We start from the raw sequence: 24987 nt of genomic DNA on the forward strand, positions 1-24987 counted from the left end.
ACAGGATTACCCGGCCCGGGCAGGGTCGCACCAGCCCTGTGGACAACCCGGCTGCCGTCCCTGCCGGCGGCGTGCCCCGTCAATGAGCGGTCCAGCCGCCGTCGAGGGCCAGCGAGGTTCCGGTGATGAAGGACGCCTGCGGCGAGCACAGGTAGAGGACGGCCTCGGCGACCTCGTCCGGTTCGACGAGGCGCTTGATCGCGGAGTCCTTGAGGAGGACGTCGGTCAGGACGCGTTCCTCGGGAAGGGAGTGTGCGGCGGCCTGGTCGGTGATCTGCTTCTCCACCAGTGGTGTCCGCACATAACCTGGGTTGACGCACACCGACGTCACGCCGTGCGACGCGCCTTCGAGGGCCGCGGTCTTGGAGAGACCCTCCAGGCCGTGTTTGGCGGCCACATACGCGGACTTGTAGGCGGAGGCCCGCAGACCGTGCACGGAGGAGATGTTGACGATCCGGCCCCAGCCCTGGGCGTACATGTGCGGCAGCGCGCCCCTGATCAGGCGGAACGGTGCCTCCAGCATGACGGTCAGTACGGTGTGGAAGACATCGGGCGGGAAGTCCTCGATGGGGCGCACCAGTTGCATTCCGGCGTTGTTGACCAGGATGTCCGATCCCGCGGCGACGGCCTCGGCGGCGTCGAGGTCGGTGAGGTCGAGCAGCTGCGCCTCGACGGCTCCGGCGAGTCCCTCCGCCTGGTCCACCAGGGCGACCAGCCCCTCGGCGTCGCGGTCGACGGCACGGACCTTCGCGCCCGCGGCAGCGAGCCGCAACGCGCAGGCGCGGCCGATGCCGCCCGCGGCACCGGTGATCAGGGCAGTGCGTCCGCCGAGGTCGAGGGAGACGGACGGACCTGCGGGATCAGGTGTGGTGGGCGCGGTCATGCTGTGCACCCTAGGCAGCGATCATCTCCCAACCGATGTGGTCACCGCCCACACTTCACTGCGCGATGGTGGGTTGGAACCATGCTGGTCCCTCGGTCAGGGCCTGCTTGATCCGGAACAGGGCGAACTCCTTGAGCTCCGGCAGGGAATCCAGCGAAAACCAGCCCACCTCGAGCGATTCCTCGTCGTTGACCCGGGCATCGCCGCCCAACGCCCGGCAGCGCAAGGTGATGTCCATGTACTGGCAGCGGTCGCCATTGGGATAGGTGACCGGATCGGGCAGCGCCTGTACGAGGACGACCCGCTCGGCGACGCAGCGTACGGCCGTCTCCTCGAACACCTCGCGTTCGGCGGTCCGGGCGGGCTCCTCCCCCGGCTCCGGGATGCCGCCGATGACCGACCATTTCCCGGTGTCGGCGCGTCTGCCGAGCAGGACGCGGCCCTGATCGTCGAAGACGACGGCGCTGACCCCCGGCAGGAACAGCAGTTGGTGGCCCGCGGTGGCCCGGATCTCACGGATGAAGTCAGGGGTGCCCATGCCCGCGACCCTAACCGCCCTCGTCCGCCCTTCCGTGGTCGGGGAGGCCGGCCCTCCGCCGGAAGGTCGCCCTCATCGTTGGCCGGGGAGGCAGGCCCTCTACCGGGAGGTCGCCCGCCGTTCCGTGGTGGCCGGGGCCTCCGGGCCTCACGGTTGCCGTCGCGGAGGCCGGCCGCCGCGGCGGAGCTGCCACGAGACCACCGGCTTGTCCGTACGGACGGCAGGAGGTCAGGCGTCCCTACCTTGTTGTCTGGGCTGCCCGCTCCGCCGCTTCGGCCCGTCGGCGCCGGTCGCGTACGGCATCAGCGGCGGCCTTGCCCAGCGCACCGGCCGCGAGCAGCAGCAGGGCCACCTCCGGCCAGACGCCCAGCCGGGTGGCGGGCGTGAGCGAGGAGCGCAACGGCACCTCCGCGACGAGCGCGTCGGGCGTGAACATCCCCGTCCTCTGAACGATCTCCCCGTCCGGCGTGATCACGGCGCTTACGCCGCTCGTGACGGGGACCACGACGGACCGGCTGTGCTCCACGGCCCGCACGCGTGACATGGCCAGCTGCTGATAGGTCATCTCGCTGCGGCCGAAGGTGGCGTTGTTGCTGGGGACGGAGATGAGCTGCGCGCCGTGTGTGACCGTGTCGCGGGCCGCGTCGTCGAACGCCGCCTCGAAGCAGGTGACGAGCCCGACCCGCGTCCCCGCCAGGTCGAAGACGCCGACTTCGTGGCCGGGCCCGAAGTCCCGCTGCACACGGTCGACGTCGGAGTTGAGGAGGCGCACGAACGAACGAAGCGGGATGTACTCGCCGAACGGCTGGACATGGCGCTTGTCGTAGGTGTCGACGGGCCCCCGGCGGGGGTCCCACTCGATCAGCGTGTTGCGGAGCTTGCCCGTCTCGGGGGTGACCACGGCACCGACGACGGTCGGGACGCCGATCGCCTTGACGGCGTCGTCGATGACGAGACGTGCGTCGGCGTTGCGGTAGGGGTCCAGGTCGGAGGAGTTCTCCGGCCACAGGACGAAGTCGGGCCTGGGCACCTTGCCCGACGCCACGTCCGCGGCGAGCTCCTCGGTGCGGCGGGCGTGGTTGTCGAGCACCGCCCGGCGCTGGGCGTTGAAGTCGAGGCCGAGGCGGGGCACGTTGCCCTGGACGGCGGCGACGGTGGCGGTGCCGTCCTCGGCGGAGTCGTCGACGAGCGGCCGGGCGCACAGGGCTCCCACGAGGGGCAGCACCAGCGCGAGCAGCGCGGCGGCCGCGGGGCCGCGGGGCACGGTGCCCGTGCGGCGGCCGACTGCCGCCTGCCGCAGCGTCTCGTACAGCCCGAGTCCGCACAGGACGATCGCGAACCCCAGTACGGGGGTGCCTCCGACGGCGGCCAGCGGCAGAAAGACGCTGTCCGCCTGCCCGAAGGCGATCTTCCCCCAGGGGAAGCCGCCGAACGGCACCCTGGCGCGGGCCGCCTCTCCTGCGATCCACACCGCCGCGCCCCACACCGGCCAGGCGGGCAGCCGCGCGACGCATGCGATGCCCACGCAGGTGACGGCGACGAACAGCGCCTCCACGGCCGCGAGCGCCAGCCATGGGACCGCGCCGACCTCCTCGCCGGTCCAGACGAGCAGGGGAAGAAGGAACCCGAGTCCGGTCAGGTAGCCGAGGCCCAGCGCGGCCCGCGCCCGCCGCCCCCGCAGGGCCCAGCCGAGCAGGGCGAACGCGGGAACCGCCAGCCACCACAGGGGCCTGGGCGGGAAGCTCAGGAAGAGCAGCACGCCCGACAGCGCCGCGGCGCCGGGGCGTATGCATCGCCGGATCAGCGGGCGGCCGCCCACGCGCGCGGGCTGCTGGGTGTCGACTGGGGTGATGGTGGCGCTCACCTGCTGGAGTCTACGGCGCTGACCTGTGGGCCCGGCGGTGCGGTGACCGTCCCTCGGCGCACGGCGACCCATGAACGGCTTTCACTGCTCAGGGGATCCGGTGTCGCCGGCCGTCGGCTCAGACGTGCGGGACGGGGTCGGTGGATGATCGGCTGAGACGGTCCCGGATGACGCGTACGGCCATGTCCGCGTTGTCGACGGTCACCGTGAACGTCTCACCGTTCTTGAGCGTGACCACCAGTCCCTCGCCGCGCCGCACGACCCACGCCGTGCCCTTCTCCGGACGCCAGCGGCAGCCCCAGCCACCCCACTGGTGCGGGGTGACCTTCGGGTCGTAGTCCGCCTGTACGACCTCGCTGAGCGGGATGCGCTTGCGCGGCAGGCCCATATGTCCGCAGCGCACCAGGAGATCCTCCCGGTCGATCGTGACGTCGAGGTGGACGAAGGCGAGCGTCCCGTAGAGCACCATCAGGCCGGCCGCGACGCAGCCGATCACCGCCATCAACAGGGCCGTGATGCCCGTCTCCCAGTTGGCGTCCACGGCGAGCTTGATTCCGAGAGCGAGACATGCGGCACCCGCCGCCGCGAGCACCCACTGCATACGGTTGGTCGCTCGGCCGGTCCAGACTTCGGGCAGGGGCTCTGTGCCGGGCCCCGGGGCGCGGGAACGGTGCCTCATGTTCTGGAGGGTACCCACGATCCGCGTACACAGCACGGCCCGCATGTGACCGAGCGTAGTCACCTGCTCGGGGCCCTGTGCCGTGCCCCGGGAGTCCCGGGCCGTCCCAGCAGCCGGCGCCCGTCCCGGAAAGCCCGAGGCTCAGACCGCCGGGGTGGTGACCGCCCGGAGCAGGCGCCCTTCGGCGTAGGCAAAGGCCGCGGCGGGCAGCTCCGACTCCCGGCCGCTCAGCAGGACGGTGAGGCGGCCGGTCGGCGCCGCGTCCGGGGCGGGGACGACACCGCTGCGGCGCAGGGCCTGGGCGGCGACCGCGTCGGCGGAGCCGTGGAGGACAAGGGTGCCGACGGCCGAACGGGCGCCGATGGCGGCGCGGATGCGCTCGCCGACGAGTTCGTAGTGGGTGCAGCCGAGGACGACGGCCCTGACGTCGGCCGGTGTGAGCGCCGCCGCCGCGGTGATCGCACTGTCGATCGCGACCTCGTCGGCGCTCTCGACCGCGTCGGCGAGACCGGGGCAGGGGACCTCGGTGACGGCGACGGAGTGGGCGAAGTCGTTGATCAGCCCGCGCTGGTACGGGCTGCCCGTGGTCGCCGGGGTGGCCCAGATGGCGATCGGACCGCCGCCGGCCGCGGCGGGCTTGATCGCGGGCACGGTTCCGACGACGGGAAGATCCGGCTCCAGCTCGGCCCGGAGCGTGGGCAGCGCGTGCACCGAGGCGGTGTTGCAGGCGACGATCAGCGCGTCGGGCCGATGGGCGGCCGCCGCGCGGGCCACGGCGAGCGCGCGCTCGGTGACGTCGTCGGGCGTACGCGGTCCCCAGGGCATGCCGTCGGGGTCGCTGGAGAGGAGCAGATCCGCGTCGGGCCGCAGTCGGCGTACGGCGGCGGCCGCCGGGAGGAGGCCGATTCCGGAGTCAAGGAGCGCGATCTTCACCCGGTCACCATAGTCGACCGCCGCGCCGGGCCGGCCTGTGTGGGGCAGACTGCGGCGGATGAGCGCCCTCGCCTGGACCGCCTTCGGATCACTCGCCGCATGGTGCTGGCTGCTGCTCGGCCAGGGTTTCTTCTGGCGCACCGATCAGCGTCTGCCCCGGCGGACGGATCCTGATGTATGGCCGGCCGTCGCCGTGGTGGTGCCCGCGCGGGACGAGGCCGAGGTCCTGCCGGCGAGCCTGCCGTCCCTGCTGGCCCAGCGGTATCCGGGCCGTGCCGGGATCGTGCTCGTGGACGACAACAGCAGCGACGGCACCGGGGAGGTGGCCCGCTCGCTCGCCACGCGCCACGGCGGGCTGCCGCTGTGTGTCGTGACGCCGGGCGAACCGGAGCCCGGCTGGACGGGAAAGCTGTGGGCTCTGCGGCACGGAATCGCCGTGGCCCGGGCGAACAACCCCGAGTTCCTCCTGCTGACGGACGCGGACATCGCCCACGAGCCGGACAGCCTGCGCGAACTGGTGGCCGCGGCGCACGGCGCAGAATCGGCCGACGCCGACGCCGACGCCGACGCCGACGCCGACGCCGACGCCCGAGCCGACCGCACGGGCGCGTACGACCTGGTCTCCCAGATGGCGCGTCTGCGCGTCGCGAGCGGCTGGGAGCGACTGGTGGTCCCCGCGTTCGTCTACTTCTTCGCCCAGCTCTATCCCTTCCGCCGGATCAACAAGGACGGCGCGCGGACGGCCGCCGCGGCCGGCGGCTGCGTCCTGCTGCGCACCGACACCGCGCTGCGGGCGGGCGTTCCCGCGTCGATCCGGCAGGCGTTGATCGATGACGTCTCGCTGGCGCGGGCCGTGCGGCGCTCGGGCGGCCGGATCTGGCTGGGGCTCGCGGAACGCGTGGACAGTGTGCGTCCGTATCCGCGGCTCGCCGATCTGTGGCGGATGGTCTCCCGCAGCGCGTACGCACAGCTGCGGCACAACCCGCTGGTGCTCGCCGGAACGGTCGTGGGGCTCGCCCTGGTCTATCTGACGCCGCCCGTCGTGCTGCCGGCCGCGTGGGCGGCGGGCGATGCGGCGGCCGCGTGGGCGGCGGGCCTCGCCTGGGCGGTGATGGCGGGGACGTACGTGCCGATGCTGCGTTACTACCGCCAGCCGCTGCTGCTCGCGCCGACGCTGCCGTTCACCGCGCTGCTCTATCTGCTGATGACCGTCGACTCGGCGGTCCAGCACCACCGGGGGCGGGGCGCGGCCTGGAAGGGGCGTACGTACGCCCGGCCCGAGGCCGCGCCCGAGCGCTGACGCCATGGCGGGGGCGTCACTTCCTGCCCGGTGTCCAGTTCATGCCCCAGCCGTAGGCGTGGTCGACGGTGCGCTGCGGGCTGACGCCCCGGTCGGGCACGAGGAAGCGGGCCTCGCGCTGGACGACGAGGTCCGACCCGGTGTTGGTGATGAGGGCGAGGGCGCAGACCGTGGAGGGGACGGTGCACTCACCGAGGGAGAAGTCGATGGCGGCGCCGTGCTGGGGCTGAAGGGTCACCGTCGCGTCGAGGTCGGCGAAGCTGCGGGCGCCCTCGTAGATCGTCACGAAGATGACGACGCGGCGCAGCGCGTTCTTGTGGTCGAGGTTGATGGTGAGGTTCTCGCCCGGTGTGCCGCCGGTGCGGTCGTCGCCGTCGAGATGGATGTACGGCGGCTGGTGCAGGGCGCCGAAGGCGTTGCCCAGGGCCTGGACAACGCCCTTGCGTCCGTCGGTGAGTTCGTACAGCGCGCACAGGTCGAGGTCGAGGTCGCCGTGCATGGCGACGGCCCGGCCGAGCTTGGCGCCCCAGCCCTGGAACTGCTTGCGCACCTGCCAGCTGAGGTTCACCCGCATCGCGCCGGAGGTGCCGCCCTGCTTCGTCAGCGAGACGGACGGCGCCTCCTTCGTCAGCGTGATCTTGGACAGGCGCACCGGGGTGGGCGGTACGGCGGGCGCCGCCGGCGGGACGGCAGGCGGCGGCGGAGCCACGGCGGGTGCGGGGGGCACGACAGGAGCAGGCGCCGCTGCGGAAGGTGCGGTGGCGGCGGCCGGGGCCGGCCGCTGGGGCTCGTCCACGGTGATGCCGAAGTCCATGGCGAGGCCCTCGAGTCCGGAGCCGTAGCCCTGGCCGACCGCACGGAACTTCCACGCGCCCTGGCGCCGGTAGAGCTCGCCCAGCACGAAGGCCGTCTCGACGCCGGCGTCCTGGCTGTCGTAGCGGGCCAGCTCCGTCCCGGACGCGGCGTCCAGGACGCGGATGTGCAGCCCGGGCACCTGGCCGAAGGTGCCGCCGTCGGCCGATGCGGCCAGCACGACACGGTCGATTCCGCTTTCGACCCGGTCGAGATCGACGGCGACGACGTCGGCCGCCAACCCCTCCGCGGTCCGCTTCCCCTCGTGCCGCACGGCTCCCGAGGCATGCGCAGGCTGGTTGTAGAAGACGAAGTCCGCGTCCGAGCGGACCTTTCCGGCCGCCAGGAGAAGGGCGGAGGCGTCGATGTCCGGGACGCCCGGCCCCGGCCGCCAGCCCAGCTCGACTCGGACGCGCTGCGCCTGCACCGCGGTGTTGGCTCCCTTAAGCATCGACATGACCGCCCCCATCGCTGGTTCCCGCGCCCGGAAGTTCATTCATCGTCAACCTATTCCGCATACATCCGCCTGAGGGTCCCCGACCCGTCGGTAACCCTCTCTACGCTTGCCCTTTACACCCACACGAGACGCCAGGGCGACCGATTTCCCCTGATTCGCTCGAATTGGGGATCCGTCGCCACTCACAGCTCCTGAAACAACCCTCTTATCGGACTCCCCAACCAGCACATCGTGGGCTTAACTTATGTGCCATGACCTCCCCCCGCGCCACCTACGGCGGCGGTTACTACTCCGCGCCGTCGTTCCCCGACACCCCGATCTACGACTCCCTGGTCGCGGAGCGGGGCACGCCTCAGATCGCCCCGATCCGAGTGCCCGCCGCCTACGACACCGGCAGCAGCTATCTGCCGGCGCTCCCCGCGGCCCTGCCCGCCCTCCCGGCGGCGCAGTCCCCTTCCCCTGCCTATGGATACCCGCAGCAGATGCCGCAGCCGGTTCCGCTGCAACATGCGCCCGCGCCGTACATCCCGCAGCAGGCGCCCGCGCCCCGCGGGTACCCCGGCAGCCAGTACCAGGGACAGCAGCAGCGTCCGGTCGCCACAGGCTACGAGGCCATGCGGCCGGCCGCGGCGCGGCCTGCGCCCGCGCCCTACGAGGACCCGTACAACCGCCCGTATCAGGGACGGGGGTACTGACGGCACCGTGATGCCTACCTACCGGAGACGGCTTCCCGTCAGAACGGCCGCCGCGCGGCCGAGGTGGCGCGGAGCGTCCCCGGCGGGAGCTGGTGCAGCCGCGGGGGATTGCGGAGCGCACGCGTGGGACCCCGGCCGACTCTCGGCCGGGGTCCCTGCGCAACCGCGTGTGCCACAGCGGGCGTGGGGCGCGCGCCGGCCACACGGCCGGGCGCGGCGCCGCGCCGCCGTTGCGCCTCGGCGCCTGTCGAGGCGGTCCGTCGACGCCCGCCGCGAGGCATTCCGCTCGGCTCGCCTGTCAAGGCCGTCCGTCGACGCCGCCGGACCTGCCGGGGTCCAGCCAAGGTGAGGCCAAAGGCCACAACGAAGCGGTGAGCTACCGCGCTTCGAGTTGACGGGGGACGGCGGTGGCCCGCAGTTCCTACAGGTCCGGGATGTGGTTGTAGAGGGTGCCCGGGGAGACGCCGAGGACTTTCGCGATGCCGGTGATCGCCGCCGGGTTCGTCCTCGCGCGGGCCTCAGCGAGGCTGGCGGACGGCACGGTCGAGGGGACGTCAGGCACCTGGAGCAGATGCGGGCTCAACTGGTGAACGGCCGCCACAGAGCGGCCTCGTCCGCCGCTCCCGGCGGACCCCACACCAGCCTTTCTCCGATCAGGCCAGGACGGTAGCCGGTGGCCAACTGCGGATTCTCCAGGTTGTCAGCGATCTCCTCCAACAGCGTCGTCATCGACTTGTCCTCGACGGTGCGCACGGCCGTGTCGTCCCAGTGCCCGACCTCGCCCGTCTCGGCGTCGATGAACAGGCCAACACTGGTGTCGGTCACCGACCATGAGCAGAATGGAATCCACGACGGCTTCCATACCGGCGCGTCTCCACCACTCCGCCCGCGTCCCGTCTCTCGCTGGTTTTCCATATGCCAGTGGTAGGACTCGGCCACCGTGCCGAGTGGCATCAACGCCCAGCCGTTATCAGGCAGGAAACAGGAGGCCGGGATGTCCTTGCTACCAGCGCACAGCAGCCACAGCGCCCGTAGCTCCATCGGTACGCGTACCCCAAGCTCCTGCTCCAGGGCAGTGATGTCGCGCTCGGGTGCCGCGGGCAGGAGCGCAGCGTGAGAAGCCGGCGCGTTCTGCTCAAGCCAGTCAGTGATGCGCCGCCATGCCTCGGTCACCTGTCGTGCGGCGATCTGCTCCATGCGGGGATCCGGTGCGGGTGCGGGAGCCTGGTCGTCGCCGTCGTCAGGGAGCGGTCCGGTCGCGGTGACGTCTCGGATCTCGATCCGATCTGCGTCCAGCAGGGGCGGGCCGTAAGCGTAACTCACCATTAGGGGCGGGCACTCGTCAAAGGTGCCGCCGTCGATCGTCGCGGCGTACAGGCCGAGCCTGCCGGTACGCTCGCCCAGGCGGGGCTCGTCGGCCAACTGCCGGGCAAGGACCTTGACCGCGTACAGAACGCCGCCTCCAAGCCTGGCGCAGCGCTCGCGCATGTAGTCGGGTACGTCAACGATCACGGTCACGCCGTCGTACCTCCTCATCAGGATCGCCGTGTGCTGTCTGGACTCTCTGGGGTGGCGCGCGCAGTGGCCGCCGCCTCCCCTTCATGCTCATTGTGAGGGGACCGCCGTCTTTTCCCTGGTCTCCGCACGAGCACTGGCTGTGACGTACGTCAGGCTCCTTGAGCCTCTTTCTGAGGAATTCGCCGCCCATCGGGAACCCTTCGCACGGCGCCCCGCGTTGGACCGGTCGCGAGGACATCCTCGTGACGGACACGGGGGCCGTCTGAAGGGGTGACGGAGGGGGATGACGTTTCTCTCTCTTCGCGCGACCCGTGCTCGTTCCGTGCCGTACCGGACTGTCGCGGACACAGAAGGGGGTGGCGAGCAGTGCGAGCAGCCGCGGGAATCTGGCGCTGGCGGCACAACCCCCTGCGCCGTGTGACAGACCTGGCCGAGGCGTGGCTGGCCCTCGTCGCGGCGCTCGCGCTCCTTACGGCGGGCCCGGTCGTCGGCTGGATCACCGGCACGCTCACGGACGAGTATCTGCGCCATTCCGTACGGATACAGCGCCAGCAGCGTCATGCGGCGACCGCCACGGTCCTGGGCCCCGCCACCGGTGCAAGTCCCGCGGCCTTCGACCCGGAGTCCTCCGCGACGAGCGAGCAGCGCCGGACGGTCGTCGCGCAGTGGTCGGCCCCCGACGGCACTCGGCGCACGGGGACCCTGACGATCGGTGTACCGCATGCCCGCACGGGAGGCACCTTCCCGGTCTGGACCGACGGCTCCGGCCGAATGGTGCCGCGCCCCATGGACCCCGCCACGGCGAGGGTGCACGCGACGCTCGCCGGGATCGGGGCCGCGGGGGCCTTCGGTGTGCTCGTCGAATGCGCCCGACGGCTTTTGCTGTGGCGGCTCGTGCGGCGCAGATTCGCCGATCTCGACCGGGCCTGGGCCGCGGTGGGTCCGGACTGGGGGCGGGCGGGCGCAGGCAGCTGACCCGCCGCATCCAGTCAACTGCCGCCCGCCGCTCGCGCTACGGTGGTGCGACCCCTCACTCGGGGTGCGGGAGTCGTCCCCGCAAGCGGCGCGCTGATGCACGAAAACACGAGGTGGGGGGCAAGTCAGCACCATGGCACAGGGCACGGTCCAGGTGACGCACACCGGCACATCGCGGTGGCGGCGCCGCACAGGCGAGTACGCGTCCCTCGCCGCTGCCCTGGAGGCCGCCGGCGACGGCGACATCCTCACCGTGGCCCCCGGGACGTACCACGAGAACCTCGTGGTGCAGCGGGCGGTGACGCTGCGCGGGCCCGAGGGCTCGGTGGGCTCGGTGCGCATCGCCCCCCTCGACGGTGTCCCGCTGACCGTGCGCGCGTCCGCCACCGTCCAGGACCTGCATGTGGAGGGCCAGGACTCGGCGGCCCCGGCGCTGCTCGTCGAGGACGGCACACCGGAGCTGGTGGACCTGCGGATCGTGACGCGTTCCGCAGCGGGTCTGGAGGTGCGCGGCGCCGCTCGGCCCACGGTGCGCCGCTGCACCGTCGACAACCCGGCCGGCGTGGGTATCGCCGTACTGGACGGCGCGGGCGGTGTGTTCGAGGAGTGCGAGGTGGTCGCCGCGGGCCAGTCGGGGGTGTCGGTGCGCGGCGGGGCGCACCCCCGTCTGGAGCGCTGCCGGGTGCACCATGCCTCGGGCGCGGGTGTGACCGTGACCGGTGAGGGCAGCGGCCTGGAGGCCTTCGGCTGCGAGATCTACGAGATCAAGGGCACCGGTGTGCAGATCGCCTCGCGGGCAGCGGCGCATCTGACCGACTCCTCCGTGCACCGGACCACCTCGGACGGCGTCACGCTCGACACGGATGCGGTACTCACGCTCTCCGACTGCGACATCCACGACATCCCGGAGAACGCGATCGATCTGCGGTCCCGGTCGGTGCTCACCCTCACCCGGTCCGCCGTCCGCCGCTTCGGGCGCAACGGCCTGTCCGTCTGGGATCCGGGCACGCGGGTGGACGCCAACCAGTGCGAGATCCACGACAGTACGGGAGACTATCCCGCGGTCTGGGTCAGCGACGGCGCGACCGTGGTACTCGACTCGTGCCGTGTACACGATGTCCCTGACGCCCTGTTCGTCCTCGACCGCGGCTCGCGCGCCGACGTGGTCGACAGCGACCTGTCCCAGGTGCGCAACACGGCGGTGTCCGTGAGCGACGGCGCGACCGCCCAGCTCGACGACTGCCGGATCCGCGAGGTGTCCACCGGTGCCTGGTTCCGTGACCACGGCAGCGGCGGGACCCTCAACGGCTGCACGATCGACACCGTGCAGACCGGTGTGATCGTGACTAAGGGAGCGGATCCGCTGATCGAGCGCTGCACGGTCACTTCGCCCGCCGAGGCGGGTTTCTATGTGTCGGCCGAGGGCAGGGGCACATTCCGCGGCTGCCGGGTGACGGGCAGCGGCGGCTACGGCTTCCATGTCATGGACGGCTGCCGCACGATGCTCAGCCGCTGCCGTACCGAGCGCTGTGCACGCGGCGGTTACGAGTTCGCCGAGGACGACGGCCCGGTCGTGGAGGAGTGCACGAGTGACGAGAGCGGGACGGTACGGCCCGGCGCCGAGCGGGCGACGGCCGTGCTGACCGCCCCCCAGTCCCCCGGGCTGCTGTCGGCCGTTCCCGCCCAGACACCCGCGGCCGGGAAGCCCGGCCCGGCCGCGCCTCCCGCCGAGCCGGCGCGACGCAGCTCCGGAGTCGTCCTCGGTGAACTGGACGCGCTGGTGGGTCTGGACAGCGTCAAGCGCGAGGTGCGCACGCTGACCAACATGATCGAGGTGGGCAGGCGCCGCCAGGAGGCGGGGCTCAAGGCCGCGTCGGTGCGCCGGCATCTGGTCTTCACCGGCTCCCCCGGCACCGGCAAGACGACGGTCGCCCGGCTGTACGGCGAGATCCTGGCCTCCCTCGGCGTGCTGGAGAGCGGCCATCTCGTCGAGGTCTCCCGCGTGGACCTGGTCGGCGAGCACATCGGCTCGACGGCGATCCGCACCCAGGAGGCGTTCGAGCGTGCGCGGGGCGGCGTGCTCTTCATCGACGAGGCGTACGCCCTGTCGCCCGAGGACTCCGGCCGCGACTTCGGCAAGGAGGCGATCGACACCCTGGTGAAGCTGATGGAGGACCACCGGGACGCGGTCGTGGTGATCGTGGCCGGGTACACCGCCGAGATGGAGCGGTTTCTCAACGTCAACCCCGGTGTGGCCTCCCGTTTCTCACGCACTATCACCTTCCCCGACTATGCGCCGGAGGAGTTGCTGCGGATCGTGGAGCAACAGGCCGAGGAGCACGAGTACCGGCTGGGTGAGGGCGCTGCGGAGGCCCTGCTGAAATACTTCACGGCGCTGCCGAAGGGACCGGCGTTCGGCAACGGCCGTACCGCGCGCCAGACGTTCGAGTCGATGGTGGAGCGGCACGCGGTACGGGTGGCCGAGTTCGTCGAGGTGAGCACCGACGATCTGACCCTGCTCTACGCCGATGACCTGCCGGAGCTGCCCTGAGGTGCGGTCCTGACCTGCGCGGGCACGGCCGGGGTGAGCCGGTCGAGCAGATGCGCGCGTTCCTTGGCGAACGACGGGTCGGCCTGGTAGTCGGAGTGTCCAAGGATCGGCTCGGGCAGGGGGTAGCGACCGGAACGGCCATGGACCAGCGGGTCCTTGAGCGCGTCCCGGTCGACGTCGGGGTGCCCGTTGGAGGCGGGCACCAGCACGGGACCGCCTATGGGATCGGTGGTCCGCCACAGGTTGCGCCAGCAGTCGATCTGGCTGTTGAGCTCGCGTAGCGCCGCGGATCCGAAGTAGGCGGGGAACCAGCGTCCGTAGAGCCTTTCCAGCGGTGACCCGTACGTCAGCAGGGCCACGCGGCGGCGGGTGGCCGCCGGCAGCTGCCACACAGCCGCCGCGGCGAGGACGCTGCCCTGGGAGTGGCCGGAGATGACGAGCCGTCCGCCGCTGCGCTCCGTCCAGGTGCACATGCGCCAGGTGAGGTCGGGGACGGCCCGCTCGGCGTAGCAGGGCGGCGCGAACGGGTGGGCGGCGCGCGGCCAGAAGGTGCCGACGTCCCACAGGATGCCGATGCTGCGGCGGGCGGAGGCGTCGCGGTAGGCGCGGCGTCCCATGGTGACGAACAGGATGAACCCGAAGCCGATGAGCCAGGAGCCGAGCGCCTGGGCTGCCTCGGCCGTGGGCTCGGTCAGGCCGCCGCTGTCGCCGAACGCGCGGCCGGGCACCTCACCACTCACCCATGCGCCGACGACGGCACCGATGCCGAGCAGCAGCGTGGCACCGGCCAGCAGACCGACCAGCGTGGGTGCGCTGTCGGTCAGTTGCGCCCTCGCGCGGGTGCCGGCGATCCGGCGGGTGCGGACCGGGTCCGGCCGGTCCTCCCCGTACTCCGCCTCGACGACGGCGGCAAGGCGGCGTCCACGCAGCCAGGTCCGTACGGCGAGGGCGAGCGTCGGCAGCAGCAGGACGATCAGCAGTACGGGTATGACGGCGGCCTGCCAGCTGAGCAGGACGGGCGGTCCGGGGATGGCGCCGTGCTCGTCCATGCCGGGACTGCCGGGCCCGTCGAGCCAGTCCGCCACACGCTGGGCCACGCCGCCGGTCATCACACCGCCGAGCGCGCAGGCGAGCATGGCGACGGCCGGCCCCCCGAAGCCGCGGAGCACGGCGCTCGGGTGGTGTGCCCGGCGGTGCAGCCGCAGGGCGGCAACGGCGAGGGCGACGACGAGCAAGCCCTGGACCAGGGCGATCACGCGGAAGGTGACGTCGCCGGGAAGTGTCGCCGCCGAGTCCCAGGCGGGGCGGGACCAGGCGGCGTAGAGGAGTGCCAGGGCGAGCAATGCCAGGGCGGCGGCGGGGAGATATCGTACGGCGGCCCAGTCGAGCCGGGTGTCGAGCCGCCGCTCGCTCCGCCCTCTGCGCAGCACCACCCACAGCACCGCGGCGCCGGCGAGGCCCAGCGCGGTTTCGAGCAGTACGCCGCAGACCTTCAGCAGGGTGTCGTCCGCCGAGCGGTCGTGGCGGGCGGCGGCACCGGCCACCGCGGCCGCGACGGTGAGGAATCCGGCTGCGGTGTGCGCGGCGCGCAGCCGGGCGACGAGTCTGCGGCCGTACCAGAAGCCGGGTCTGCCGAGCGCGGGCCGCAGCAGCGGCCTGCGCGCCTCCCGGTACTGCGGGTCGTCCGCGTCGTCCGCGTCCCCCGCGTAGTCCTCCTCCCCGTCACCGGACCCTTCGGCCTCACCGGACCCGCCGGAGTCGTCGGAGTCGTCGGCATCACCAGCGCCGTCCTGCTCGGCGACGCACCCGTCGTCGCCGGTGGGCGGACGCTGGGACTCGTACGCGCTCCAGGTCCGGTTGGACAGGTACCACAGCAGTACCACCAGCGCGGCCGGCACCACGGCACCGAGCGCGAGCCGCCGCCCGGGCTGGGACCACCAGCCGCCCTGCTCCGCGGAGAGGAAACCGAGCCAGGCGCGCTCCCCGCTGCACGCGGCCGAGCCCGCGCACTGCCAGGCCAGCAGGTCGAGTGCGACCTCGCAGGCGGCGGCCGTCAGCAAGACCGTGAGGCTGAGCGCGATCAGCCGCACCAGCGCCCCGTACAGCCGGGTCGTGCGGCGGCTCCCCTTCGCCCTGGGCCGCATCCAGTGGGCGAGGTTGGCGACCATGAAGGGGAGCAGCAGCAGCCACAGGGCCCGCGCTCCGTTGCCGGACGTGAGGTTGGACCAGCAGTACGCCTCGGGGACGGGCCGGTCGGTGTACTCCTCGGGGTGCTGTTCGGCCTCGGCGTCGTCGGCGCGCCGGTACACGGCGGCCTTGTCGTCGCCGGTGATCCGGACCGTGCGGGGATCCTTGAGCATGTCCTGCGGAGTGGCTCCGCCGACGCCGTGGACCAGCAGCTCCAGCGCGGGCCCTTCGCCGTACGGTGCCGGGGGGGCAGGGGACACTGAGGTGACTCGCTCTCTTGTCGCAGGGGCGGTGGGAAGGCAGTGCGTGTGCGGTGTTGCTGCGGTTCGTGACCAGAATCCCGGATCGTGGTGGTTCGCCGCAGGTCACTCACGGAATCTCCCCGAGGCCGGCCCGCCAGGCGCGTGCGAGGATGAGAAACCTCGGCCCGACAGGCGCTGTACGCCCGGACGGGCGACGACACGGAAGGACCGGCCCCGGCGGTGAGCGACAACCAGAACCTGCTCGCGGAGCAGCGGCGTGCCCTGATCCTCGACGAGGTCCGCAGACGCGGCGGCGTGCGGGTCAACGACCTCACCCGCAGGCTGAACGTCTCCGACATGACGGTGCGCCGGGACCTGGACGCCCTGGCCCGCCAGGGCGTTGTGGAGAAGGTGCACGGCGGTGCGGTGCCGGTCGTCGAGGCGAGCACGCACGAGCCGGGCTTCGAGGCCAAGTCGGCGCTGGAACTAAGCGCCAAGGAGGACATCGCCCGTGCGGCGGCCGGGCTGGCCGTCCCGGGCAGTGCGATCGCGCTGTCGGGCGGCACCACGACGTACGCGCTGGCGCACCATCTGCTGGACGTGCCCGATCTGACGGTGGTGACCAACTCGGTGCGCGTCGCGGACGTCTTCCACTCGGCGCAGCACACCGGTCCTGCCGGAGACCGGCGGCCGGGAGCCGCGACGGTGGTCCTCACGGGCGGCGTGCGCACGCCGTCGGACGCCTTGGTCGGGCCGGTCGCCGATCAGGCGATCCGCTCGCTCCACTTCGACATCCTGTTCATCGGGGTGCACGGCATCTCGGTGGAGGCGGGTCTGTCGACGCCGAATCTGGCGGAGGCGGAGACGAACCGCCGGTTCGTGGCCGCCGCGCGGCGTGTGGTGGTGGTGGCGGACCACACCAAGTGGGGAACGGTGGGCCTGAGTTCGTTCGCGCAGCTGTCGGACGTCGACACGCTGGTGACGGACGCAGGGCTGCCGGCGCAGGCCCGCGAGGAGATGGCCGAGCATCTTCCCGGTCTGATCGTGGCCGGTGAGGACGAGGCGGCCCACGGGCAGGGCGGCTGAGCCAGGATGGGAGTGTTCCGCATCGGCCGGACCACGGCGCTGCCCGCCGCAGAGTGTTGGCTGCGGGTGACCGACTGGCCGGAGCACGCGGCCCAGGTGCCGCTGACGTCGGTCTCGGTGCACGGCGCCGCGCCGACGGGCGTGGGGACGGTGTTCGTGGCGCGCACCGGTCTCGGCCGGCTCGGTTTCGACGACCCGATGGAGGTCGTGCGCTGGCAGCCGCCCTCGGGGGCGCGCCCGGGCCGGTGCAGGCTGGTCAAGCGCGGTCGCGTGATCACGGGCTGGGCCGAGATCGAGGTGCGCCCCGTCGGCGAGGGCTCGGCTGTGGTGTGGGTGGAGGAGCTGCGGTTCGCCGCACTGCCCCGGGTGCTGGACCGGCTGGTCGCCCGCGTGGGCCGAGCGGTCTTCGGCCGTGCGCTTCAGGGGCTGCTCGCACGCAGGCCATAAGGGCGGACATACTCCGGCGCCACCGCTAGGGTGTGCGGTCCCCACACCCCTTCGCCGCCACTGGAGGTCCGGACCATGGCCCGCCAACTTCGCCCGGTCGAGCTGGAGTTCGTCGACAACGCACCCATACGACTAGTGTTCTCGGCCCCGGTGTCGGCCGTGCCGTCCGCCGTGTACGCCGCGCTCGCCGAGGACGTCGAGGGACTGCCCGAATGGTTCACGGCGGTGACGGCGGCCCGGTCGACGGACGGTGGAGCGGGCCGCGAGATCAGGCTCAAGGGCGGCACGGTGTTCACCGAGCGCATCCTGGCGAAGGAACCGGACAGCCGCTACGCGTACCGCATCGAGCAGACCAACGCCCCTGGTCTGCGGGCCCTGTTGGAGGAGTGGCGGATCACCGCGACGCCGACGGGATCGCGTATCCGGTGGACGTTCGCCGCCGACGGCCCCGCTCCGCTGCGTCTCGCCCTGCGGCTGGGCAGAGCGGGGCTGGGGCGCGCGTTCAGGGACGCGGTGCGCAACCTGGATCGCCGGCTGGCCGGCTCCGGTACACCCTGACCCGTGGGTGACCGCCTCGGGCGGCGCGTCTCGAGCTGCCCTCCAGCACGCGGATCCGGTCCTTCGTACGATCGGGACCCCAGAGGGAGCAGAATGCGGCCGGATACGGTCGCGGCGGGGAGCGATCCGTCGGCCCGCTGTCGCGAAGCGCGGACCGCGACTGCGTTTGTCCACGTCAGCGCCTCGGATAGCCTGGTTGATAGCAGTTTGCGCCTGAGGATCCTGCGCCTGAGGACCTTGTGTCCGAGGGGCTGAACCGATGGTCGTGGGCGGCGGCCTGGCGCCGGACGGACGGCGAGCGGAGCGCCCCCACGGGCAGGGATGGGTCACTGTGGTGGACACGCGTGCGTCGACGGGTGATGTGCCGGACCGGCCGCCTCAGCCGGTGGTCGGGCATGCGGGTGTGTTCCGTGATCTGCTGCCGATCGCGTTGTGGAGGGCCGATGCGGAAGGGCGCATCGTGCAGTGGTCTCTCGCCGCCAAGGACCTGCTCGGCTACGCGCCGGAGGAGCTGCTTGGCCGGTACGGGACGCCGATCCTGGTGCCCGAGGCGAACAGGGAGCTGGCCTACGAGCTGACGCGGAGAGTCCAGGTGGGCGAAGTCGTGCTCGGGTGCCTGCCGGTGCGGCACCGTGACGGGCACATCGTGGAGATGGAGATGTGGATCTGCCCGGCCGCGGACACGCAGGGTCGGACCGGTCTCGTGGCCATCGCCGCCGAGACCTCCGCGGTGGTGCACATGCGGGATTCGCTGGCGGCACTCGAGGGGTTGTTCACCCAGTCCCCGATCGGTCTTGCCACTCTCGGCCCCGACTTGCGTTACCTACGGGTCAACGACGCCCTGGCGCGGATGAACGGCGTCCCCGCGGCCGAACACATCGGCAAGCGGGTGGGCGAAGTGGCGCCAGGGGTCAATGCCGCGGAGCTGGAAACGGTGATGCGGCAGGTACTGGATCGAGGGGAGGCGGTGGTGGACTTCCGCCGCGCCGGTCGCACCCCGGCCGACCCCGATCACGACCGGACCTGGTCCTGCTCCTACGCCCCGCTACTCGGTGGCCGCGGTCAACCGCTGGGACTGGTCGCTTCCCTGATCGACATCACCGAAGGGCAGCGGGACCACGTCCAGGCCGAGCGGGCGCGCCGGCGCTTCGCCCTGCTGGCCGAGGCCGGCACGCGCATCGGAACGACCCTGGACCTGTGGAAGACGACCGAGGAAGTGGTGCAGGTACTGGTGCCCCAGCTTGCCGACTCGGCCGACGTGCACCTGCTGGACAAGGTGCTCAGCCCCGATCAGGCCGCCGCGTCCGCTCACGGCGTGGCGCGTCGTATGGCGGTTCTCTTCACCGATCCGGCCGCCCCGGCAGAGGAACTGGCGGTGGGCAAGACCTACCAGGTCCCGCCCGGCTCGGTGTACGAGCGGGTCATCGACGAGGGACGTCCCCTGAACCTGTACCTGACCGACATCGACCACCTGGTCACCGATCCGGGCAGCGATCAGCTGCGTGACTACCTTCGCACCCGTGTGGGCTCGGCGCGCATGGTCCCCCTTCTCGCCCGCGGCAGTCCGCTGGGGGCGGTGCTGGTGACGCGTACCCGTGATCGGCAGCCGTTCGACGACCAGGACAGCGTGCTCATCGACCAGCTGGTCGCCCGTGCGGCACTGAACATCGACAACGCACGCATGTACACCAGCCAGCGACATGCGGCGCTGACCCTGCAGCGAAGCCTGATGAACGCCTCGCTGCCGACAGTGACCGGGCTGGAGCTCACTGGGCGCTACCTGCCCGCCAGCGATCAGGAGGTCGGCGGTGACTGGTTCGATGTCATCGCGCTGCCGCGCGGCAGGACAGGGCTGGTCATAGGAGACGTGATGGGGCACGGGATCCATGCCGCGGCCGTCATGGGGCAGCTGCGCACCGCTGTGCGAACGCTGGCTCGCAGCGATCTCGCACCGGCCCAGCTGCTCTACGCCCTGGACGCCACCGTGGCCGACCTGGGCGAGAACGCGATGGCGACCTGCGTCTACGCCGTCCACGACCCGGCTACCAGTAGTTGTCTGATCGCCAGGGCCGGCCATCCACCGCCGGCCGTGGCCGACGCCGAGGGGACGGTCGCGTTCCTGGAAGGCCCCTCGGGTACGTCGCTAGGGGCGGGCGGACAGGGCTTCACCGACGAACGTGTTTCGCTGCCCCCGCGCAGCCTGCTGGTGATGTACACCGACGGACTCATCGAGACCCGCGACAAAGACCTCGACGAGGGCATGCAACAGCTCTCCCAGGCCCTACGGCACCCCCACGGCCCGCTGGAGGAGATCTGCGACCTCCTCCTCCGCCGATTGCTGCCACCCATGGTCGACGACGACGTGGCGCTGCTTCTCGTCAGGCCCCAGCCCGAGTCCCGTCAATCTCCGGCCAACCCAGCCGAACCGCCGAACCGCATGTCAACCTCGTAGGTCCGCGCAAAGCCGCTTCTTGTGCTGTGCCCAGGTGATCTGGGGGCGTGTCGTCTTGAGCGTGACGGCCTGGTGGCTGGGTGTGCCAAGGGGAACCGGGAACGGCTGGACCGCTCCACGGTGGAGGCGGTTGTCCAGGTGGGTGAGGTGACCGACGAGGTCCGGGCCCAGTTACTGCGCCTGCACACCGCTGCGCTCGGGGAGGCCCGTCCCGCGCGCGCTGTGCCGTCCTCGCGCTGACCGCCGCCGCCATGCGCGGTGCTCCTCGTCCCCGCCTGCCGATGTTCACGAGGACGGGAGGCACACGGGACCGCCTCCCCCGTGGGGCGGACACTGTCGCGACCTTCGGACGATGCCCGGACACCGGACAGGTGGCGACGATCAAGGCGCATGCCATCACACACCGAGATCGGAGCCTCACCGTGCTGAAGTGGACCCTGCGCGCCACCGCCGTCCTCGCCCTCGTCGCCGCAATCGCCACCCCCGTCGCCGTGCCCGCACCCGAAGTAGTGGTCGCAACACCGACCGTTGCCGTCGTCGCGCCCGTATCCGCCCCGGATACCCCGGGGGCTGAGCTCACCGGCCCCGCGAAGGGGAAGGCGCGGTTGGACCATCCCGTCGCCTTCTAGGAGGCCCTGGACGCCCGGGCCTTCGGGGTCGTTCTCCCGGTCGGCACACGACGCCCTGGCGTCATGACTGATTCGCCCCAGCTACCGGCCGGTTAGGAAGCGCCGGGCATCAACGACTTCGGACTTGCCGCCGCGGCGGCGAGTCCGACGGTCGGGGTGGTTGACCTCAACGACACGGTGGCCGCGCTGTCTCCTCCACCCGGACAGGCCGGCGCCGTAGCAGCCCGTGCCTTCCAAGGCCACCTGCTCGACGGTGCCGGGGTTGGTGGCCCATCCCTCCAGGGACGCGTAGCCGCCTGGCGTCGAGGATGACGAGCGTGCCCAGCCGAGGCCCGAGCTGATCGAGAGCGGCAGCGACATGCACGTCGCAGTTTGTCACCGGGACGAGCAACGGGGGCCTGACCGCTTACCCCGGTGGTGACCGGTGGAGGTGGGAGCGCCGGATCTTCAACGGCGCTTACGACAACGCGTCGGCTCACCAGCGGCCCGTCTATGGGCGCTGGACTTCCGCCGCAAGCCTGTCGGCGCGGCGCCGCGCTTCGGTTCTGCCCACTTCCGGCTCAACGCCCAGGCGCTGATGCGGACAGGTTCTGCTACCCGGAAAGGTTTCTGGAACCTGCGGACTTCGGTACGGGAGACCGCATGGGTCTCATCGAACTCGCTCTGGACGATGACCAAGACGCCGGACGATCGCGCGGTCCTCGCGGGATCATTTTCGTGTCCGCCTCGGGATGCACAGGAGGGCAGTTGCCACCGGTCTTCGGTGCCTCATGGCAGACCGTCCACCTGGCGGTTCACCGCGTGGGCCGGCGCGCGGTGTGGCCAAGCCCCCACCGTCTGGTGCTGGACGAGCTCGGTGCGGTAGGCCTCGCCACCCGCTACGACGCGTTGCCCCGGCGGCTGCGCGGTGCTCAGCAGGGCCAGGCGCCCGTGCTCAGGAACGTCTCGACGGCGGCCGCGTACGGGCGGATGTCCAGCCCCTGCCCGGCCAGCCAGTCGTCGGAGTAGTACTTGTCGAGGTAGCGCTCGCCCGGGTCGCAGATCAGGGTGACCACGCTCCCCCGCTCGCCCCTGTCCACCATCTCGGCGACGATCTTGAGCGCGCTCCATAGGCCGGTACCGGTGGAGCCGCCCGCCTTGCGCCCGATGGCCGTCTCCAGGGCGCGCACGGCGGCGACGCTCGCCGCGTCGGGCACCTTCATCATGCGGTCGATGGCGCCGGGGACGAAGCTCGGCTCCATGCGGGGCCGCCCGATGCCCTCGATGCGCGAGCCGCAGTCGCTGCTCGCGTCCGGATCGCCGTGGGTCCAGCCGTCGAAGAAGCAGGAGTTCTCCGGGTCGGGGACGCAGATCCGGGTGTCGTACTGCATGTAGTGCACATAGCGGGCGATGGTCGCGGAGGTGCCTCCGGTGCCGGCGGTCGCGACGATCCAGGCGGGCTCCGGGTAGCGTTCGAGCCGCAGCTGCTGGTAGATCGACTCGGCGATGTTGTTGTTGCCCCGCCAGTCCGTGGCCCGTTCCGCGTAGGTGAACTGGTCCATGTAGTGGCCGCCGGTGCGTTCCGCGAGTGCGGCGGACTCCTCGTACATCCGGCGCGAGTCGTCGACGAAGTGGCACTGCCCGCCGTGGAACTCGATCAGCCGGATCTTCTCGGGGCTGGTGGTGCGCGGCATCACGGCGACGAAGGGGACGCCGATCAGCTTCGCGAAGTACGCCTCCGAGACGGCGGTCGAACCGCTGGACGCCTCGATGACGGGCTTGCCCGGCCGGATCCAGCCGTTGCACAGGCCGTAGAGGAAGAGCGACCGGGCCAGGCGGTGCTTGAGGCTGCCGGTGGGGTGTGTGGACTCGTCCTTGAGGTAGAGGTCGATGCCCCATTCCTCGGGCAGCGGGAAGCGCAGCAGGTGGGTGTCCGCGGAGCGGTTGGCGTCGGCCTGGACCTTGCGCACCGCCTCTTTCAGCCAGGCCCGGTAGGCGTTGTCCGTGCGGTCCACGTCGATGGTGGCGACCGCGCCGGCCGAGCCCGCCGTGTCCGGTCTCACCCGTCCGGCGGATGCTTCGCCCGCCCGCGGGACCGTCACTGGATTCTCACGCGTGCTCATGAGTGCCGCCCTTGTCTCGCCCACCGCTGGTCCACTGTCTGCACCACCTGCAACAGTAAGGCCCTCACCTGGGCAAACCATCGCTTTGGGGGTCCATAGGAGTCCCTTGCGCAGCGCCGTGACGAGGCGCACTGGTGCGCGGCGGCCCAAGTGTGCAGACTTCCTCCAGGAGTCGCTGCGAAGGGGGCGGAGACGATGGCAACCGCGGAGCCGGATTTCAGTGCCACGGGCGTGCGGATCGAGCGCTGGCCGCGTTCACTGACGCGGGCCGGGCAAGTGATGATCAAGGATGGCCGGCTGGCGCTGATGACCAGCTACGGCCGCGTGATCGAGAGCGCGCCTGTGCGCGCCGTCACCGCCGGCCGGCCCTGGTTCGCCGGTGACGACAGTACGGTGGCGACGCTCAACGGCAAGCGCTACCGCCTGACCATGGGTCAGCGCAGTCGACGGCCGGACGGCAAGGCCCTTGCGGGACGCTTCCTCGACGCCGTGCGTGGAGCGGGCGGTCACAGGAGTTGAGAACGAGCACGGGAGTGCCGCGAGTTGCGGCCCCCGCGGCCATGGTTCACGCTGGTTCCACATCACTCAGGGTTCACCGGCGGTCACGCTGAGATCCAGCCCCGCCGGTACGTTCAGCAGGCGGCCGACTGCTGGATCTCTTGTGTCGTCTTCTTCCGGACTATTTCGGGGAGTCGCAGCCGTGATCAGCCAGCCCAGCAGGCACTGCACGGTGGAGCTCCAGGCCCTGCCGTCGCGGATCGGTCAGGTCCGCAGAATCATCTCGGCGCAACTGCGCTACTGGCATCTCGATCCTCTGATCGACCAGGCCGCACTCGGCGTCACCGAGTTGCTGACCAATGTGCACCGGCACGCTCAGCCGGACAAGACGTGCACCGTGAACGTCGAGCTGCTGCTCGACAGGCTCACGGTCTCCGTCCACGACCACGATCCGCGTCTGCCGACCGTCCATGACGCGGACTCCTCCGAGACCCACGGCCGCGGGCTCGCACTGGTGGCCGCCTTCAGCGAGAGCTGGGGTGTACGGCCGCGAGGCGACGCGGGCAAGGTCGTGTGGTTCACCCTGCCCGCGAAGTTCCCCGCGCTGGCTCTGCCCGACTATCCGGCGGTGTACGGGGCGACGACCACCGGCCCGTTCACCGAGGTGCCCGAGGCGGCGGCCGAGGCCGCAACTGCCACTGTCCGGTCGGCCGTTACGGACTGACCAGGCGGAGCAGGGACGGCCGGACGCCAGGGTGTTCATGTCGGTTCAGCTCCTCGGGGGCGCTCGGTTCGCGGTGGTTCCGTGATGTCTTCGAGGCTCCCGCCGCAGAACGTCCACGTCGTCGTACGGCCAGCGGCTGTGCACGTACCTCCGCGGGAGTACCAGGGCCGGGGGCGGCCGCTTCCGGCCGCCGGGACCTCTGATCGACCTCTGTACCTACTGGTATGTACAGTGGTCGAATGAGCACCTCGGAACGATTGGTCGAAGCCACCCGTGCGCTGCTGTGGGAACGGGGTTACGTGGGGACCAGCCCGAAGGCGATCCAGCAGCAGGCCGGCGCCGGCCAGGGCAGCATGTACCACCACTTCTCGGGGAAGCCGGACCTGGCGCTGGCCGCGATCCGGCGCACGGCCGACGAGCTGCGCGCCACGGCCGAGGCCGCGTTGAGCGGTCCCGGCACGGCGCACGAGCGGATCGCCGCGTATCTCCTGCGCGAGCGCGACGTCCTGCGCGGGTGCCCGCTCGGCCGGCTGACGATGGATCCGGACGTCGTCGCGAGCGACGAGCTGCGGGCCCCCGTGGACGAGACGCTGGCATGGCTGCGGGGCAGGCTCGCCGGGATCGTCGAAGAGGGCCTTGAGCGGGGCGAGTTGAGCGCCGTGCTCGTACCGTCCGAGGTAGCGGCGACGATCGTCGCGACCGTGCAGGGAGGCTACGTACTGGCGCGGGCCTCCGGCTCGAGCACCGCGTTCGACGCGGGCGTCCGCGGCCTGCTCGCCCTGCTCGTATCCCCTTCGGCACAAGGGAGCTGACCGAC

At 71.6% G+C, this 24987-nt stretch carries 22 protein-coding genes and 1 pseudogene; 13 read left to right on the top strand and 10 right to left on the bottom strand.

Features of this window, described 5'->3' with window-relative positions; translation table 11 throughout:
* Positions 1-79: 79 nt before the first annotated feature.
* The 5 genes from ACH5AF_RS06955 to ACH5AF_RS06975 all read right to left on the bottom strand — a co-directional run bounded on the left by ACH5AF_RS06955 (position 80) and on the right by ACH5AF_RS06975 (position 4897).
* Positions 80-883 carry a 3-hydroxybutyrate dehydrogenase gene (locus tag ACH5AF_RS06955; protein WP_398900387.1) on the bottom strand — a complete coding sequence of 268 codons (804 nt, stop codon included), beginning with the start codon at positions 881-883 and terminating at the stop codon, positions 80-82.
* A gap of 55 nt (positions 884-938) precedes the next feature.
* Positions 939-1421, bottom strand: coding sequence for an NUDIX hydrolase (locus ACH5AF_RS06960; protein ID WP_398900388.1), 483 nt, complete (start codon positions 1419-1421; stop codon positions 939-941).
* Positions 1422-1659: 238 nt separating this feature from the next.
* Positions 1660-3285 (bottom strand): apolipoprotein N-acyltransferase, encoded by a 1626-nt coding sequence (gene lnt, locus ACH5AF_RS06965; RefSeq protein ID WP_398900389.1) that lies wholly within the window; start codon positions 3283-3285, stop codon positions 1660-1662.
* A gap of 118 nt (positions 3286-3403) precedes the next feature.
* Positions 3404-3964 carry a hypothetical protein gene (locus tag ACH5AF_RS06970; RefSeq protein WP_398900390.1) on the bottom strand — a complete coding sequence of 187 codons (561 nt, stop codon included), beginning with the start codon at positions 3962-3964 and terminating at the stop codon, positions 3404-3406.
* Between the two features lie 141 nt (positions 3965-4105).
* Positions 4106-4897 (bottom strand): glutamate racemase, encoded by a 792-nt coding sequence (locus ACH5AF_RS06975; protein ID WP_398900392.1) that lies wholly within the window; start codon positions 4895-4897, stop codon positions 4106-4108.
* 58 nt (positions 4898-4955) lie between these two features.
* On the opposite strand from ACH5AF_RS06975, the gene ACH5AF_RS06980 reads away from it, so the two are divergent.
* A complete protein-coding gene (locus tag ACH5AF_RS06980) occupies positions 4956-6197 on the top strand; it encodes a glycosyltransferase (RefSeq protein WP_398900394.1) in 1242 nt (413 codons plus the stop codon).
* 16 nt (positions 6198-6213) lie between these two features.
* On the opposite strand, the gene ACH5AF_RS06985 is transcribed toward ACH5AF_RS06980, so the two are convergent.
* Positions 6214-7506 (bottom strand): TerD family protein, encoded by a 1293-nt coding sequence (locus tag ACH5AF_RS06985; RefSeq protein WP_398900395.1) that lies wholly within the window; start codon positions 7504-7506, stop codon positions 6214-6216.
* A 251-nt stretch (positions 7507-7757) separates the two neighbouring features.
* On the opposite strand from ACH5AF_RS06985, the gene ACH5AF_RS06990 reads away from it, so the two are divergent.
* Positions 7758-8201 carry a DUF6643 family protein gene (locus ACH5AF_RS06990; RefSeq protein ID WP_398900396.1) on the top strand — a complete coding sequence of 148 codons (444 nt, stop codon included), beginning with the start codon at positions 7758-7760 and terminating at the stop codon, positions 8199-8201.
* Positions 8202-8622: 421 nt separating this feature from the next.
* Here the strand turns inward: ACH5AF_RS06990 and ACH5AF_RS06995 are convergent, their stop codons facing one another.
* The gene (locus tag ACH5AF_RS06995; RefSeq protein ID WP_398900397.1) at positions 8623-8784 is read right to left on the bottom strand and encodes a hypothetical protein; all 162 of its coding nucleotides are present in this window, start codon (positions 8782-8784) and stop codon (positions 8623-8625) included.
* On the bottom strand, positions 8781-9719 hold the full coding sequence (locus ACH5AF_RS07000) for an SMI1/KNR4 family protein (protein WP_398900398.1): 939 nt from the start codon (positions 9717-9719) through the stop codon (positions 8781-8783). Before ACH5AF_RS07000 ends, ACH5AF_RS06995 begins: the two co-directional genes overlap by 4 nt.
* A 366-nt stretch (positions 9720-10085) precedes the next feature.
* Between ACH5AF_RS07000 and ACH5AF_RS07005 the strand changes: the two genes are divergently transcribed.
* Both ACH5AF_RS07005 and ACH5AF_RS07010 read left to right on the top strand, forming a co-directional pair.
* Entirely contained in the window at positions 10086-10694 is a 609-nt protein-coding gene (locus ACH5AF_RS07005; protein ID WP_398900399.1) for a hypothetical protein, read from the top strand.
* A 133-nt stretch (positions 10695-10827) separates the two neighbouring features.
* Positions 10828-13245, top strand: coding sequence for a right-handed parallel beta-helix repeat-containing protein (locus tag ACH5AF_RS07010; protein ID WP_398900400.1), 2418 nt, complete (start codon positions 10828-10830; stop codon positions 13243-13245).
* Here ACH5AF_RS07010 and ACH5AF_RS07015 read toward each other — a convergent pair.
* A complete protein-coding gene (locus tag ACH5AF_RS07015) occupies positions 13215-15692 on the bottom strand; it encodes a hypothetical protein (RefSeq protein ID WP_398900401.1) in 2478 nt (825 codons plus the stop codon). The genes ACH5AF_RS07010 and ACH5AF_RS07015 overlap by 31 nt on opposite strands.
* 222 nt (positions 15693-15914) lie before the next feature.
* On the opposite strand from ACH5AF_RS07015, the gene ACH5AF_RS07020 reads away from it, so the two are divergent.
* The 6 genes and pseudogenes from ACH5AF_RS07020 to ACH5AF_RS07045 form a co-directional block, all read left to right on the top strand.
* A complete protein-coding gene (locus tag ACH5AF_RS07020; protein ID WP_398900402.1) occupies positions 15915-16760 on the top strand; it encodes a DeoR/GlpR family DNA-binding transcription regulator in 846 nt (281 codons plus the stop codon).
* Between the two features lie 6 nt (positions 16761-16766).
* Positions 16767-17207 carry an SRPBCC family protein gene (locus tag ACH5AF_RS07025; protein ID WP_398900403.1) on the top strand — a complete coding sequence of 147 codons (441 nt, stop codon included), beginning with the start codon at positions 16767-16769 and terminating at the stop codon, positions 17205-17207.
* Between the two features lie 75 nt (positions 17208-17282).
* On the top strand, positions 17283-17765 hold the full coding sequence (locus ACH5AF_RS07030) for an SRPBCC family protein (protein WP_398900404.1): 483 nt from the start codon (positions 17283-17285) through the stop codon (positions 17763-17765).
* A gap of 331 nt (positions 17766-18096) precedes the next feature.
* Positions 18097-20217, top strand: a complete 2121-nt coding sequence (locus ACH5AF_RS07035) for a SpoIIE family protein phosphatase (RefSeq protein ID WP_398900405.1) — start codon at positions 18097-18099, stop codon at positions 20215-20217.
* 371 nt (positions 20218-20588) lie between these two features.
* Positions 20589-20846, top strand: coding sequence for a hypothetical protein (locus tag ACH5AF_RS07040; RefSeq protein WP_398900406.1), 258 nt, complete (start codon positions 20589-20591; stop codon positions 20844-20846).
* Positions 20847-21211: 365 nt separating this feature from the next.
* Positions 21212-21530 (top strand): annotated as a pseudogene (locus ACH5AF_RS07045) (DUF3626 domain-containing protein); the annotation flags it as partial.
* Positions 21531-21757: 227 nt separating this feature from the next.
* Here ACH5AF_RS07045 and ACH5AF_RS07050 read toward each other — a convergent pair.
* Positions 21758-22948 (bottom strand): PLP-dependent cysteine synthase family protein, encoded by a 1191-nt coding sequence (locus tag ACH5AF_RS07050; protein ID WP_398900407.1) that lies wholly within the window; start codon positions 22946-22948, stop codon positions 21758-21760.
* Between the two features lie 195 nt (positions 22949-23143).
* On the opposite strand from ACH5AF_RS07050, the gene ACH5AF_RS07055 reads away from it, so the two are divergent.
* From ACH5AF_RS07055 to ACH5AF_RS07065, 3 genes are all read left to right on the top strand, one after another.
* Entirely contained in the window at positions 23144-23467 is a 324-nt protein-coding gene (locus ACH5AF_RS07055; RefSeq protein ID WP_398900408.1) for a hypothetical protein, read from the top strand.
* 181 nt (positions 23468-23648) lie between these two features.
* The gene (locus tag ACH5AF_RS07060) at positions 23649-24170 is read left to right on the top strand and encodes an ATP-binding protein (RefSeq protein WP_398900409.1); all 522 of its coding nucleotides are present in this window, start codon (positions 23649-23651) and stop codon (positions 24168-24170) included.
* 224 nt (positions 24171-24394) lie between these two features.
* On the top strand, positions 24395-24982 hold the full coding sequence (locus ACH5AF_RS07065; protein WP_398900410.1) for a TetR/AcrR family transcriptional regulator: 588 nt from the start codon (positions 24395-24397) through the stop codon (positions 24980-24982).
* Positions 24983-24987: the final 5 nt, after the last annotated feature.

Origin of the sequence: Streptomyces sp. NPDC018833, assembly GCF_044390825.1 — a bacterium.
GTDB lineage: Bacteria > Actinomycetota > Actinomycetes > Streptomycetales > Streptomycetaceae > Streptomyces.

Bases quoted from the DNA above. Each gene is read 5' to 3' on its own strand.
- ACH5AF_RS06960 (WP_398900388.1), bottom strand. From the start codon at position 1,421: ATGGGCACCCCTGACTTCATCCGTGAGATCCGGGCCACCGCGGGCCAC.
- ACH5AF_RS06985 (WP_398900395.1), bottom strand. From the start codon at position 7,506: ATGTCGATGCTTAAGGGAGCCAACACCGCGGTGCAGGCGCAGCGCGTC.
- ACH5AF_RS07010 (WP_398900400.1), top strand. From the start codon at position 10,828: ATGGCACAGGGCACGGTCCAGGTGACGCACACCGGCACATCGCGGTGG.
- ACH5AF_RS06970 (WP_398900390.1), bottom strand. From the start codon at position 3,964: ATGAGGCACCGTTCCCGCGCCCCGGGGCCCGGCACAGAGCCCCTGCCC.
- ACH5AF_RS07025 (WP_398900403.1), top strand. From the start codon at position 16,767: ATGGGAGTGTTCCGCATCGGCCGGACCACGGCGCTGCCCGCCGCAGAG.
- ACH5AF_RS06955 (WP_398900387.1), bottom strand. From the start codon at position 883: ATGACCGCGCCCACCACACCTGATCCCGCAGGTCCGTCCGTCTCCCTC.
- ACH5AF_RS07055 (WP_398900408.1), top strand. From the start codon at position 23,144: ATGGCAACCGCGGAGCCGGATTTCAGTGCCACGGGCGTGCGGATCGAG.
- ACH5AF_RS06990 (WP_398900396.1), top strand. From the start codon at position 7,758: ATGACCTCCCCCCGCGCCACCTACGGCGGCGGTTACTACTCCGCGCCG.
- ACH5AF_RS07050 (WP_398900407.1), bottom strand. From the start codon at position 22,948: ATGAGCACGCGTGAGAATCCAGTGACGGTCCCGCGGGCGGGCGAAGCA.
- ACH5AF_RS07065 (WP_398900410.1), top strand. From the start codon at position 24,395: ATGTACAGTGGTCGAATGAGCACCTCGGAACGATTGGTCGAAGCCACC.
- ACH5AF_RS06980 (WP_398900394.1), top strand. From the start codon at position 4,956: ATGAGCGCCCTCGCCTGGACCGCCTTCGGATCACTCGCCGCATGGTGC.
- ACH5AF_RS07030 (WP_398900404.1), top strand. From the start codon at position 17,283: ATGGCCCGCCAACTTCGCCCGGTCGAGCTGGAGTTCGTCGACAACGCA.